The organism is Microcoleus sp. S28C3, assembly GCF_036700785.1.
GTDB lineage: Bacteria > Cyanobacteriota > Cyanobacteriia > Cyanobacteriales > Microcoleaceae > Microcoleus > Microcoleus asticus.
This window is the reverse complement of the sequence record NZ_JAUBPO010000077.1, coordinates 1-12,464: the sequence shown is the minus strand read 5'-3', so window position 1 is coordinate 12,464 and position 12,464 is coordinate 1. Positions and strand designations below refer to the sequence as shown.

General features: G+C 49.1%; 10 protein-coding genes. 5 read left to right on the top strand and 5 right to left on the bottom strand.

The features are described 5' to 3' along the window. Window positions 1-14 precede the first annotated feature (14 nt). The 3 genes from QUA13_RS21590 to QUA13_RS21580 all read right to left on the bottom strand — a co-directional run bounded on the left by QUA13_RS21590 (window position 15) and on the right by QUA13_RS21580 (window position 5,219). Entirely contained in the window at window positions 15-1,595 is a 1,581-nt protein-coding gene (locus tag QUA13_RS21590) for a DUF4335 domain-containing protein (RefSeq protein ID WP_333201764.1), read from the bottom strand. Window positions 1,596-1,668: 73 nt separating this feature from the next. Next, window positions 1,669-2,274: a DUF3038 domain-containing protein gene (locus tag QUA13_RS21585; RefSeq protein ID WP_172192148.1), complete on the bottom strand. Its 606-nt coding sequence runs from the start codon at window positions 2,272-2,274 to the stop codon at window positions 1,669-1,671. Window positions 2,275-2,525: 251 nt separating this feature from the next. Next, window positions 2,526-5,219 (bottom strand): endonuclease MutS2, encoded by a 2,694-nt coding sequence (locus QUA13_RS21580; protein WP_333201808.1) that lies wholly within the window; start codon window positions 5,217-5,219, stop codon window positions 2,526-2,528. Between the two features lie 593 nt (window positions 5,220-5,812). Here QUA13_RS21580 and QUA13_RS21575 point away from each other — a divergent pair. Further along, complete coding sequence (locus tag QUA13_RS21575) at window positions 5,813-7,063, top strand: ATP-binding protein (protein WP_333201762.1); 1,251 nt, start codon at window positions 5,813-5,815, stop codon at window positions 7,061-7,063. A gap of 100 nt (window positions 7,064-7,163) precedes the next feature. On the opposite strand, the gene QUA13_RS21570 is transcribed toward QUA13_RS21575, so the two are convergent. After that, window positions 7,164-7,901 (bottom strand): A/G-specific adenine glycosylase, encoded by a 738-nt coding sequence (locus tag QUA13_RS21570; RefSeq protein ID WP_333201760.1) that lies wholly within the window; start codon window positions 7,899-7,901, stop codon window positions 7,164-7,166. A 297-nt stretch (window positions 7,902-8,198) separates the two neighbouring features. Between QUA13_RS21570 and exaC the strand changes: the two genes are divergently transcribed. From exaC to QUA13_RS21555, 3 genes are all read left to right on the top strand, one after another. Beyond that, window positions 8,199-9,719 (top strand): acetaldehyde dehydrogenase ExaC, encoded by a 1,521-nt coding sequence (gene exaC / locus QUA13_RS21565; RefSeq protein ID WP_333201758.1) that lies wholly within the window; start codon window positions 8,199-8,201, stop codon window positions 9,717-9,719. Between the two features lie 159 nt (window positions 9,720-9,878). Next, entirely contained in the window at window positions 9,879-10,226 is a 348-nt protein-coding gene (locus QUA13_RS21560; RefSeq protein ID WP_333201756.1) for a DUF779 domain-containing protein, read from the top strand. A gap of 167 nt (window positions 10,227-10,393) precedes the next feature. Beyond that, window positions 10,394-11,230, top strand: coding sequence for an SDR family oxidoreductase (locus QUA13_RS21555; protein WP_333201754.1), 837 nt, complete (start codon window positions 10,394-10,396; stop codon window positions 11,228-11,230). A 5-nt stretch (window positions 11,231-11,235) separates the two neighbouring features. Here the strand turns inward: QUA13_RS21555 and QUA13_RS21550 are convergent, their stop codons facing one another. Then, complete coding sequence (locus tag QUA13_RS21550; protein WP_333201752.1) at window positions 11,236-11,826, bottom strand: hypothetical protein; 591 nt, start codon at window positions 11,824-11,826, stop codon at window positions 11,236-11,238. Between the two features lie 174 nt (window positions 11,827-12,000). Here QUA13_RS21550 and QUA13_RS21545 point away from each other — a divergent pair, with 174 nt between their 5' ends. Beyond that, window positions 12,001-12,405, top strand: coding sequence for an IS1 family transposase (locus tag QUA13_RS21545; RefSeq protein WP_333201750.1), 405 nt, complete (start codon window positions 12,001-12,003; stop codon window positions 12,403-12,405). The last annotated feature ends 59 nt before the right edge of the window (window positions 12,406-12,464 follow it).

Genomic DNA, 12,464 nt, shown 5'->3' with positions numbered 1-12,464 from the left:
GTGTTTGATAGCGTTTAATTACTCTCTTCCAAAAAGGTTTGTACTCGACCGTTTGGCCTCAAAACTACTCGAATTTTAGGGATTTTTCCATTGGAAACGGCAGAAACAAAGGGCTCGCCGGCTAATGGCATATTAATTTGCTCGATATAATCTGCTGCTGCTTTTCCCATCGGCACAATACTTTGAATCGATCCATTTTCATCGATCAGCACGCTGTATTCCAAAGTTTGTTCCATTCCTTCTGGAGGCTTCCAGCGTTCCTCAAAGTAAGTTCTAGCTTCTGAAACCTGAGGAATTGTATCAAATAAAGTGTGGTTTTTTTTGCTCGCCGCCACCTGGTTGTTATCCTCGGACTCGGCGGTTGGTTGAGCGTCCTCAAGAGGTGGGAGTTCGGTACTGGCGGGGGGGACAATCGGCTCGATGGGGCGGGGGAAGGTTTGCGGCGGGGGAACGGGAATTCGGGAAGCAGACAGGGAGGGCGGCAGGGGGGGCGGTACGGCGGGAGCTAGTCTCGGTGGCAGGGGGGGCAGCAGGTAGGGTACTGGTGCGGGTGCTTGGGGGCCGCCCCGGGGCGGTTCTTCGGGGGCGGGAATAGTGATTGTTTGCCCTTGAGGGAAAGCTGGGGCGCTCTGTGAGGCGCTGGGTGCGCTGCCGTTGGGGGGAAATAGCAGGGGTGGCTGCTGGATGGGGCTGGGTCTGTTGGTGGGGGGAGTTGGGGCGAGGGCGATGGGAGGCAAGCTGGGGCTGGGGGAGGCAGCGGTGTTGACGGGCGGGGGCGGCAGCGGCGGTAAAGCGTTTGTGGCTGCGGGTTTTGGTGCTGCGGGTGTCGGTACGGCGGGAACTGGACTGGGGGAAACGCCGGCAGCTAGCTGGGGGTTTCTTGGATCGGGGGCGGCGGGGGCTGAGGCGGTTTGCGGGGAGGTGGCGGCCCTATCGAGCATTTTGATAATTCCTGTCGTCAGGCCCGCGCTGGCGACCATCATTGCTGCCACCTTGAGCCAGGGCGAGGACAGCGGCCGTCGGGACTCGCGGTTGAGGTTGGGAAGCGCCATCACTTCGGCGGCGCTGTCATCTAGTGCTGTGGCCAAGTCAAACAGTTGCAGGGTGCTCAAGGGAACTACCGGCCCGGATTCTGCGGCGCTCAAAGAGCCTAAAAACAAGTTGTGGGCTAGCAAGCCGCGGGGTTCTAAGCGGGGGGGAACCGGAAGGTAGGAAGTTGGGAGAGAGTAGGGGTTGGAGGTTGCTAGTTCGGAAGTGTTGACGGCTCGATCGAATATGACGGCGTTACCCGCGGCTTCTGGCGAGTCTGGGCCTGCTGCGGTAAGCCCGGTTTGAGAGTTGAGGTTGCTTTCCCAATCGCGGGATTCGCCGAGCAAGTTTTGGACGTAGTTGCTGACAGCTTCGTGGAGGGTTTCGAGTTGAATTCGATCGCCCCTGAGGGTAACGTGTTGGGTATCTGGCAGCCTGGGGTCGTCGAGCCGCAGCTCGAAACTTAAAGATTTAAACACCGGTTGGCCCGCCCAGCGAGATAGAGGCGAACTTTTGGCTGTAATTTCCAGCGTGCAAGTGGGGGGCGTGTACCGTTTGAGAACCATAGCAGAAAGTCTGTTGACTGTTGACCGTTGACTGTTGACTGTTGACCGTTGACTGCTGACTGTTGACCGTTGTTTAATTCTTAGCACGGTCTAGAAGAGCCAGCCAGAGGCGGCGGTGGCCGCCGGGACTGCTGTAAAACAGCAAATCGATCAGGAGTTTGAGAGCCAAATCCGTCAACTCTCGGGCCGATAAATTTTCTGCATCTTCCATGCGCGAGCCATAAGTGTTGCTGAACCTGTCAATATAATCTCCCAGCAAAGCGATTGTGTGAGGTTCGCGGTTTTGCTCTGCCATTTGTTCGAGCAAAGCAACAGCGCGGCGGATTAAAGCTTGGTGCTGTTTTGCCAAATGACAGCTTATCAAAACGAGCGATCGAGCTTCCTCCACATCGAGTTTTTTTCGCCCTCCCTGGCCTTTCCGCAGCGGGTTAGATTGGCGCAGCCGCCACAGAGCTACCCGATCGGCTACCATTGGCTCTAAATTCAGTTCGGCTGCTACCTTGAGCATCGCCTCTGAGCCAATTTCTGCCAGTGCTTCTAGGGCTAACAGCACTAAATCCAGTTGGGCTTTAATGTTGTCCAACTGGGTAGGTTCTGGTGCTTTTTGGGTCAATTCTTCCCAGTTGGGAGATGGGCCCGTTTCGTTTGTGGGAGCGGAGGACTTTACGGTCGAGCGCATGGCTTCAGCACGGGAAATTAAGACAGGTTGAGGCAGGATATCAAACAGTATGCAGTGATGAAAGCTTTGCGGCCTGTGGGCAACAGCACATCTGTTAATTTTTCTCCATAGCTCGTTGCTTTGATTCCGGCAATCCTAACTGCTGGACGGAGTTGCGGGTTAAAAGTTGCCGTTTCAAGTTAGATCGATCGCAATCAGCAAAACCCATAGATTTTCACCCCTAACCATGCTACGCCACGGGATGCCACAAATCAATGTAAATAAGCGATCGTCACACCTGCACCTCCTTCTTTTTGACTGGCGAGCTCAAAGCGGGAAACCTGCGGGTGATTCGCGAGGAACTCGTGAACCCCGCGCCGCAACTGTCCCGTACCTTTGCCGTGAATTATCCACAGCACTCCGTATTCCACGGCCTTGGAAAGAGCTCTGTCTATTTCGATTTCTGCATCTGAAACTCTCGCACCCCGTAGGTCGATCGTATTATTAGCAGTGCGAATGGCAATTTCGGGATTGGGTTTTGCCGGTTCCGACGCTGCTTGCTTAGCTTTAGCCGTAGCGAGTGCTTGTGCTTGGGCTGCAACCTTGGCTAGTTGAGCTTTAGTTTCCGGTTTTTGACCGTCTAGGGATTCAATTTCTCCCAGTTTGACAGTCATTTTCATAATCCCAAACCGGACGCTCAATTCTTCGTTAGCGTCGGGGCCGCTGAGGACTTCGGCGGTTTGGCCCAAGCTGGGAATGCGGATGCGATCGCCCGCTTTCGGCATAAAACTCGGTTTGGGTTTAGCCGGTTGTTGGCGAGAGGGCAGGTGTTTTTCAGAAATTTGATTTAAAGTATCTGTCGCCTGTTGGGCATTTTGAGCCGTCTGGTTGCCCGACTGCAAGCGGCGAATGATTTGAGCAATTTCTGATTTTGCCGACCCTATCGCCTCATTTACTGCCACTTCCTGAGCTATTTTTAGTTCTCGCTCCCGCTCTTGCAAAGCGGCTGCTTTTTGAGAAACTTCTCTGTGCAGTTTTTCGGTTTGGTGTAGCAGTTGAGTTGCTTCTCTGGCTTTGGTTTCCTGTTTCCGGCGCTGTGCTTCGAGTCCGGCAATCACTTGATTGACATCTTGAGAGGCTCCCCCGACATAGGTTTGAGCTTCTTCGACAATTTTTGGTAGCAAACCGAGTCTTTTGGCAATGGTAAGGGCGTTGGAACGTCCGGGAATTCCCCACAGCAAGCGATAGGTTGGCTGCATGGAATTGTCGTCAAATTCTACTGAGGCATTTTCAAAGCGGGAGTCTTGATATTTGAGGGCTTTGAGTTCGCCAAAGTGGGTAGTTGCAACTGTTAATAGGGAATGTTGGGCGAGGTATTGCAACAGGGCGATCGCCAATGCACTGCCTTCAGATGGGTCTGTACCCGCTCCTACTTCGTCTAACAAAACTAAAGATTTGGGAATTGGTAATTGGGAATTGGTAATTGGGATTTGGGGTTGGGAAATTTGTAATTTAGGTTTGAGAATGGGGAGAGCAGAAACAGTGTTCTGTGTATCTGTGACTTCTTCGTCTTGCTGTTGGGAATTGGTAATTGGAAGGTTTAAATTTTCTTCCCCTTCAGCCTGCGATTTATTGTGTAAAACTTCTAAAATGCGGCTGATGCGGCGGATGTGGCCGGAGAAAGTAGACAAACTTTGCTGCAAAGATTGTTCGTCACCAATATCGGCCAAAATATTGTCGAACCAAGGCAATTCTACGGGTTCGCGGGCGGCAACAAACATTCCTGCTTTCGCCATTAAAGCTGCCAATCCCAAGGTTTTGAGGGTGACAGTTTTGCCGCCGGTGTTGGGGCCTGTGATGGCGACGACGCGGATGTGCGGCCCGATCGTTAAATCGACCGGCACGACTGGAAAGCCTTGCTCGTGCTGTTGCTGCCAAACTAATAAAGGATGGCGCAACTGGCGCAGGGTAATTTGCGATCGCAGGTTGCGAATTAATAATTGAGTGTTTTCTGAGTTTTCCTCATCTTCTTTTTCCTCATCTTCTGTTTCGGGATTTTTTGGTGCTAATTCTGGCTCTCCCAATTCGATAAATTTCGGCGGATTTGCTTGCAGCCAATAACTGTAACGCGCTTTAGCGGCGGCTAAATCTAAAGTTGTAACTACCACCACCAATCTGTCTAAATCGGGTTTTACTGCTGCGACTTGCTCCGTGAGGGCGCGGCGGACTGCTTCTTCTTCGGCTTGTTCTTGCCGGAGCAACTGCCGCATTTGGTTGTTAAGATTGACTGTGCTGTGGGGTTCTACGTACAGTGTCGCGCCGCTGGCCGAGGAGTCGTGAACGATGCCCGGTATGGCATCTTTTTGGGGAGCTTTGACGGGAACGACAAAGCGTCCGCTTCTTTGGGTAATTAGCTGTTCTTGGACGGCGTTGGATTGGCGCTGCAAAATTCCCTGCAATATTTGATAAATGCGATCGCGCAACTGTCGCATTTGAACTCTAATTCCTGCTAATTTAGGAGTTGCTCTGTCTGCTACTTGAGCGCGATCGTCTATACAGCGGTGGATTTCTTGCTCTAGTTCGGGATAAGTCCGCAATTGGGCTGCCAGTTCTTTGAGCGTCGGCACATCTGCCTGAGAGTCAATTATCCGGCGCAATTGCCTTGCTCCGGCGAGGGTAGTAGCAATTGCCAGCAATTCTTCGCCGCTGAGCAAACCTTGGAGTTCGGCTCGCTGCAGGGAAGTGCCGATGTCTTGGATTCCTTCAAAACTCAAAGCACCGCCAGCGCGGCTCTCTAACTGATAAGTTTCCTGAGTTTGGGCTAGGAGTTCTGCTGTTTGAGCTATCGTTGCCGGGATTTCGAGGTCGAGGGCGGCGGCGACGCCGAGTTTTGTGGCCGCGAAGGTAGCCAAGTGCTGACACAGGCGCGGCCATTCTAATAGTTCTAGTGTTTCGGATTGAATCAAAGTTGAGGTGGTGTTGGTAATTGGCATTTCCAGGCGCTGACCTAGAAGGTTAGTTAGACGATACTATTAATCAATTCTTCGGATAATTTTTGATGACCAACAGTAGAATGAGGGTTGCAGCGCAATAGGCCTGCACGGGACAACGCTGACTACAAACTCAAAACCTAAGTTCAACTGTTCGGACTCCGAACCTTGCTAAACCCGGTTTCTTGGTAAATTTCTCGTGACTTGTCGCCAAACTCGTAGAAACGGGGTTTCTCGCCTGTGGACGCGGGCCGTGAAACTGTCCGAAGTATTGATTGATTAATTTTAAAGTTTTTTTATTGTTTCCGGGCGCAACTTGAGAAAGATTTAAGAGAGTTGTCAGCAGTCAGAAGGCAGAAAGCTGTTATCGAAAAGCCCCTTTACGAAGGCGAGATTTTGCTTTTTTGCGCTGCACGTCTAAAATTATACCTTCTAGCGAGCTATTTTGGCGTTTGAGGGAAGTGGCGCGGGCTGTTTTTTGTGGAATTGAACTATTTGGGAATTTTAAATATGTCGGCGCAATTCTGGCGGTTGTATCCTAAAAAGTAATTTATGGAGCTGGTAGAAGTATGCCAAAGATTCTGGCGATCGTCGCGGATGCTGTGACTGTTGAAGTCGTGCAAGAGTTGCTGGGGAGGGAGGAACATGAGGTGAGAGTCGCTCCCGACGGTAATGAGGGTTTAGACTTGGCGAGGGAATTTTCGCCGGATGTGATAATTTGCGACGGGACTTCGCCTCAAATCAACTTTTTGGAGGTGTGCCGGCTGGTGAAAGCCGATCGTCAATTGGCTACAGCGTATTTTATTCTGCTGACAACAGCCGATCGCTTTGAAGAACTCCCAGAATTGGACGCGCCTTTTGACGATTTTCTGTTTAAACCGATAGTTAAGCAGGAATTTTTGGGGCGGGTGCGCGCGTCTAAGCGATCGCGCGAGTTGAGGGCGCAGTTGGAACTCACGCAGCAAGAATTGCAACTGTCGCGCGATCCAATGCTGCAAAGTGAAAAAATGTCTACTTTAGGCGAATTGGTATCTGGTATCGCCCACGAAATTAACAACCCCATTACTTTTATTTACAGCAATCTCACTCACGTCCAAAGCTACGCTACGGATTTAATTGAACTGCTGCGATTGTATCAAAAAGAGCTAGTTACTCCCGGAGCGGAAATTCTGCAAAAACAGCAAGATATGGATGTGGACTTCGTTCTCGACGATTTATTAAAAATTGTGAGTTCCATGCGTACCGGGAGCGATCGCATCCGCCAAATAATCTTGTCGCTACAGGATTTTTCCCGCAGCGATCGATCGGGCTGGCAGTTATTCGATGTTTCCGACGGTTTAGAAAATACTCTGTTGTTGTTGCAGCACCGCTTGCCGGCTCGCGAGGGAAGGCGAGACATCAAGGTGATGAAACAATTCGGCAATTTGCCACAGATTGAGTGTTATGCAGGTCTGCTCAATCAAGCTTTTCTGAATATTATCAATCACGCGATCGATGCTTTAGAAGAGTCGGCTCAAGACTTGGAAGAGTTGGAATCAATCAAATTTAAGCCTGTGATTTTGATTAGCACTGAGGTGGTCGATGCTCAGCGGATTTGTATTGAGATTGCTGATAACGACATGGCAATCAGCAAAGATATCACAGCGCAAATTTCTGATACCTTTCTGGTGGCACAACCTGCGGAACCAACAAGCATCGAATCGGGACTTGCTGTCAGCTATCGGATAATTGTAGAGCAGCACAAAGGAGAATTAAAGTGTTTTTCGGAACCTGGTAAAGGTACTAGATTTCGGATCGAACTTCCGCTGCGTCACAGTTAATTAATAGTATTTACCATTGGGTAGGGGCGGGTTTTTGAGATTGTTTGTTTGAGTAATAAATTGTTGTGAACCCGCCCCTAAAATGACTGCACAAAATTTGTCAACTGAGTTCGGCAACGAGCAGAGAATTGATTTCGCTGCTCATTTTGTACTCGCACTGCTGTTGCAGCGGACACTCGCCGCAGCGGGGGTTTCTTGCAGTGCAAACTGCCGCTCCAAAGTCCAGCATTCCTAGATTCCACGGCCCGACTTGCTGTTTGGGAGCGACTCGTTCTGCAGCTTCCCAAAGTTCGGGCGATCGCGATTTTACTTTACCGCCGTCAATCCCAAAAAAACGCTGCAAAATCCGAGCAACATTCGTATCGAGCACCGCTTTTGGCTGTCCGAAAGCATTAGCGCAAACCGATCTCGCAATGTACTTGCCAACTCCGGGAAGTTCCAGCAACTGAGCTTCCGTGCGGGGAACATTTCCCTGATAATTTTCTAGGATAACCAGCACCGATTCCCGCAGCTTTTGCGCCCGAAAAAAAAGGCCCAAAGGCTGCAACAAGCTAGCAACTTCCTCCGCAGGCGCGGCCGCTAGATCGGAGAGAGTCGGATATCGATCGACAAATTCTTGATAAATCGGAGCCACTGTAGCGGCAGTAGTTTTTTGCAGCAAGAACTCAGCCACTAAAATCGCGTAGGGGTCGCAGGTACGCCGCCAAGGAAAATCGCGACAATTGCGCTTTCCCCAAGCCTTCAGCCGGCGTTGAAACCAGCGGATTTTAGCAGCGTCTAAATGCTTTGACCCAGGCTCAAGATCGGAAGAAAAAACAACGGTATTTAAGGCAGGCATTTGATTGGTACTTTTGAGAAGTTGCCAAGTTTATATCTATATATTAGCATATTTAAATAATTAATAAAAAGCTATTTTTATGCTCTCGTTCTTCTCTTCCTCTGCGTACTCTGCGGTTAATAAAAAATCTTATTGACCACCCGTCCGACCCCGAAACGTAGAAACAACTTTGATTTCAAATATTTGAAAAATGTAAAATTTTGTATATTAAAGAACAAAATTGCCAGAGAATAGACGAGAATTGATATTCAAGAGATTTCAAGCGTCCGCAAAAACAAATTTTAATCAGGTAATAAAATGGTAGTAGCAGCACCTGTTCAATCCGGCAGTCAGTCGATTTTTCAAACTCGCTACGACAACTTTATCGGCGGCAAGTGGGTGCCGCCGGTGAAAGGGAAATACTCGGAAAACCTTTCTCCAATTACAGGAAAATCAATTTGTCAAATCCCCCGATCGAGCGCCGAAGATGTAGAATTGGCACTGGATGCCACCCACGCTGCGAAAGACAAGTGGGGCAAGACTTCCCCAGCCGATAGGGCGCGGGTTTTACACAAAATTGCCGATCGCATCGAAGAAAACCTCGATCGCCTCGCCATCGCCGAAACCTGGGAAAACGGTAAACCAATTCGCGAAACCCGCCTCGCAGACATACCGCTGGCGATCGACCATTTCCGCTACTTTGCAAGCTGCATCCGAGCTCAAGAAGGCTCGATCGGCGAACTCGACGGAACCACCGTCGCCTACCACTTCCACGAACCCCTAGGCGTCATCGGACAAATCATCCCCTGGAACTTCCCGATATTAATGGCAGCCTGGAAACTCGCCCCAGCCCTCGCCGCCGGCAACTGCGTCGTCCTCAAACCAGCAGGCCCCACCCCCGCGTCAATCTTGGTACTGATGGAAATCATCGCCGACTTAGTACCAGACGGCGTAATCAACGTCATTAACGGGCCGGGTGCCGAAATCGGCAAAACCCTCGCCACCAGTCCCCGGATTGCCAAAGTCGCCTTCACCGGCGAAACAACTACCGGCAGGCTAATCATGCAATACGCCTCCCAAAACGTCATCCCCGTCACCCTAGAATTAGGCGGCAAATCCCCCAACATTTTCTTTGAAGATGTCTGCGCCCAAGACGACGAATTCCTCGACAAAGCAGTCGAAGGATTAGTCATGTTTGCCTTCAATCAAGGGGAAGTGTGCACCTGTCCCTCCCGCGCCTTAATTCAGGAGTCAATATACGATCGATTCATGGAAAGGGCGATCGATCGCATCCGCCAAATCAAACAAGACAACCCCTTAGATCCGACAACCGCCCTCGGCGCGCAAGTCTCCATCAACCAGATGGAAAAAATCGCCGAATATGTCAAAATCGGTCACGCCGAAGGCGCAGAATGTCTAATTGGTGGCGAAAGAAACATCTTATCCGGCGACTTGCAAGACGGCTATTATTTCCAGCCGACAGTCTTCAAAGGAAACAACAAAATGCGAATTTTCCAAGAAGAAATCTTCGGCCCAGTATTAGCAGTCACCACCTTCAAAGACGAAGCCGAAGCATTAGAAATTGCCAACGATACTCTCTACGGTTTAGGTGCCGGAGTTTGGACTCGCGACATCAACACCGCCTACCGCATGGGCCGCGCCGTTCAAGCAGGCCGCGTGTGGACAAACTGCTATCACCTATATCCGGCCCACGCAGCCTTCGGCGGCTACAAATCATCTGGTATCGGTCGCGAAAATCACAAAATGATGTTGGATCACTACCAGCAAACCAAGAATTTGTTGGTAAGTTACAGCCCCAAAGCTTTAGGCTTTTTCTAAGGTTTTAGTCATTGGGAAGGAAAAAGGAAGAAGGACAAACTTCAATAATTCGTGAACTCCTTCTTTCTCTCTTTCCTCTCCTTTTCTGCGCCCTCTGCGGTTAATTTAAAAAAAATCTCATTCAAAAACGAAATAAAATTGCTACACAAAGAGACTGCAATGGAAACTATCGCAAAAGTCACCGCAACAGAAGCTGCTTTAAAATTAATTAGCCATCTCAAAACTCAACACGGAGAATTGATGTTTCACCAATCCGGCGGCTGCTGCGACGGTAGTTCCCCCATGTGCTTTCCCAACGGGGAATTGATAATCGGTGATGGTGACGTATTACTCGGCGAAATAGGCGGTTGCCCCTTTTATATTGCAGCGCAGCAATACAAAAATTGGCAGCACACGCAGTTAATTATAGATGTGGCATCGGGACCCGGAGGCAGCGATTTTTCCCTGGAAGGGCCGGATGGAGAGCGTTTTATTACTCGTTCTCGCTTGTTTGCTAAGGCTGATTAACTCTGTTGGCCTTGCATACTAGAGGGATGATATGGAGAAAAAGCAGCATGAAATGCCCAGAATGCAAATCCAATAGGCACCAGACAGTACGTAAAGTTTTGTAACTTGGATATATTATTATCTTAGATACAATCTAGAGCCTTCTATTTCAGAAGTTGAAAAAACAGATGAACGCTATAATTATTGGTTGTGGCTATGTTGGAAGTGCCGTTGCCCAGCATTGGCGGAACCAGGGTCATGTCATTACTGCAACGACGACAACGCAAGACCGCATTGGGGAGTTACAGAAAGTTGCCAATCAGGCGATCGTCCTGAAGCGCTGCGATGAAGAGACATTACAGACAATCCTGCAAAATCAAGATGTGGTCTTCTTGAGTCTCGCTCCTACAGCAAACCAACAAGTAGATTCCGATATGTACGAGGAGACATACCTGCATACGGCCAACAACCTTGTTCTTGCCTTGAAGCATTTTCCCAACATAAAACAACTCATATATACCAGTAGTTCTGGGGTGTATGGCAATAGTAATGGAGCCTGGGTTAGTGAACTTTCACCTGTGGCACCAGCCGACAGACATGCAGAGATTTTACATGAGACAGAGCAAGTTTTGCTGTCAGCATCCAGCCCTGATTTGAAAGTATGTATCTTTCGCCTTGCAGCCATTTATGGACCCGATCGCGAGTTCAAGAAACGGTTAAGTAAGCTTGCAGGCACAACTCGCCCCGGCACAGGCAATAATTTCACGAACTGGATTCATCTGGACGACATTGTATCAGCAAGTGAGTTGGCGCTCGCTCGTCAATTAGAAGGAGTTTATAACGTAGTGAATGATGTTCCAATTACTGCTCGTGAATTGTTTAAACAACTGTGCGATCGCTACGAATTACCTGAAGTGGAATGGGATGGGTCAGATACAACAAAGCGATCGAATAGTCGGCGCATATCAAATCAGAAGCTCAAAGCAGAAGGATACCAGCTCATTCATCCAGAAGTCGAAATTTGAGCCTGTTAAATGGCGAATACATCAGCCTTTTGATCCGGTTGTTCGTAGATTAAAGTACAGCTTCGGGGGGTGTTCTCAGTATCGGGAGTCCAACGCATCGAGGCATAATATGGAGTCTTGAATCGATCGTTAGAAATAACCAACTCTATTGCATCGGGAAATTGGATTTGTAGAAAATCGCCTTGTATTTCACTGGGTTGAGGAGGAACTGGCAGTTGAGCCATCTCATCTAATGAAACATACGTCCCGCCTGTCGTTTGAGCAGGAAGTTTGAGGCCGTTTACTCGATCGATTCTACAGTGATTTTGTTGGGACCACCAAGCTTTCCCTACCTCTTCCTTGCTTTCTTTAAACAATGAAAATTTGTTGGGCTGAGGGCTATCGGCCGATGTGTACATTACTACTACACTCGTTCTTTTTCCTGATGCCAGGAGGAAAGGCTCAAAATAGAATCCTGAAGCCGTTCGATCCTGCCCAACCATTATGGCAGAAGAATGGGGATTACAAAGCAGATAACCCTCTGGATCAAACCCATGGATAATCAGCGGATTACCCACGGTCACAACCCATTGTTTCTGGATTACTGTTTCTGTCATCCGACTCCTGAAGTCGATGGAATGGGTGAGAGGGTAGTGCCCTGAAGGAAAGGATGGAGTAAACTTAAGCTACTATTAGAGAGAAGTGTTTGCCATTGGTGATATGACAGTAGAAATTAATTCTTGCCCCAATTGTGGCGAGCGAAGAAGTTAGTCGTAACGGTCAGACTCGGCATGGTAAACTTTCACTACAAATGTCGAGAATGTGGTCGTCAATTTGTTCTCAATCCCGCGTGGAAAGCTATGGAGAAAGAGCAACAGGAGTTAATGCAGCGGATGCTACTTGAACGTATTTCTCAAGCCGGAATTGCTCGTGTATTACAAGTGTCAGAAGATACAGTGCAGCGGTACGTAAATGCCCGAGCTGTTGTTGTTAAGAAGCAAGTGGAGGTGAGTTCCAAGCCAAAAAAGCGCCTGAATGTTCAGATGGATGAGTTATGGTCGTTTGTGGACAATAAAGGCAATCAGCAGTGGATCTGGCTTGCATTGGATGCCCAGACTAGGGAAATTGTTGGTGTACATATTGGAGATCGTAGCGCAGTATCAGCTCTTGCCTTATGGAACTGGAGTTTAGACTAAGCACAAATTTACTCAGAAGGAGCTGAGTAGAAATTATGGTGAATTTAGAGAGAGATTCC

Bases quoted from the DNA above. Each gene is read 5' to 3' on its own strand.
- QUA13_RS21590 (WP_333201764.1), bottom strand. From the start codon at position 1,595: ATGGTTCTCAAACGGTACACGCCCCCCACTTGCACGCTGGAAATTACA.
- QUA13_RS21585 (WP_172192148.1), bottom strand. From the start codon at position 2,274: ATGCGCTCGACCGTAAAGTCCTCCGCTCCCACAAACGAAACGGGCCCA.
- QUA13_RS21575 (WP_333201762.1), top strand. From the start codon at position 5,813: ATGCCAAAGATTCTGGCGATCGTCGCGGATGCTGTGACTGTTGAAGTC.
- QUA13_RS21570 (WP_333201760.1), bottom strand. From the start codon at position 7,901: ATGCCTGCCTTAAATACCGTTGTTTTTTCTTCCGATCTTGAGCCTGGG.
- exaC (WP_333201758.1), top strand. From the start codon at position 8,199: ATGGTAGTAGCAGCACCTGTTCAATCCGGCAGTCAGTCGATTTTTCAA.
- QUA13_RS21560 (WP_333201756.1), top strand. From the start codon at position 9,879: ATGGAAACTATCGCAAAAGTCACCGCAACAGAAGCTGCTTTAAAATTA.
- QUA13_RS21555 (WP_333201754.1), top strand. From the start codon at position 10,394: ATGAACGCTATAATTATTGGTTGTGGCTATGTTGGAAGTGCCGTTGCC.
- QUA13_RS21550 (WP_333201752.1), bottom strand. From the start codon at position 11,826: ATGACAGAAACAGTAATCCAGAAACAATGGGTTGTGACCGTGGGTAAT.
- QUA13_RS21545 (WP_333201750.1), top strand. From the start codon at position 12,001: ATGGTAAACTTTCACTACAAATGTCGAGAATGTGGTCGTCAATTTGTT.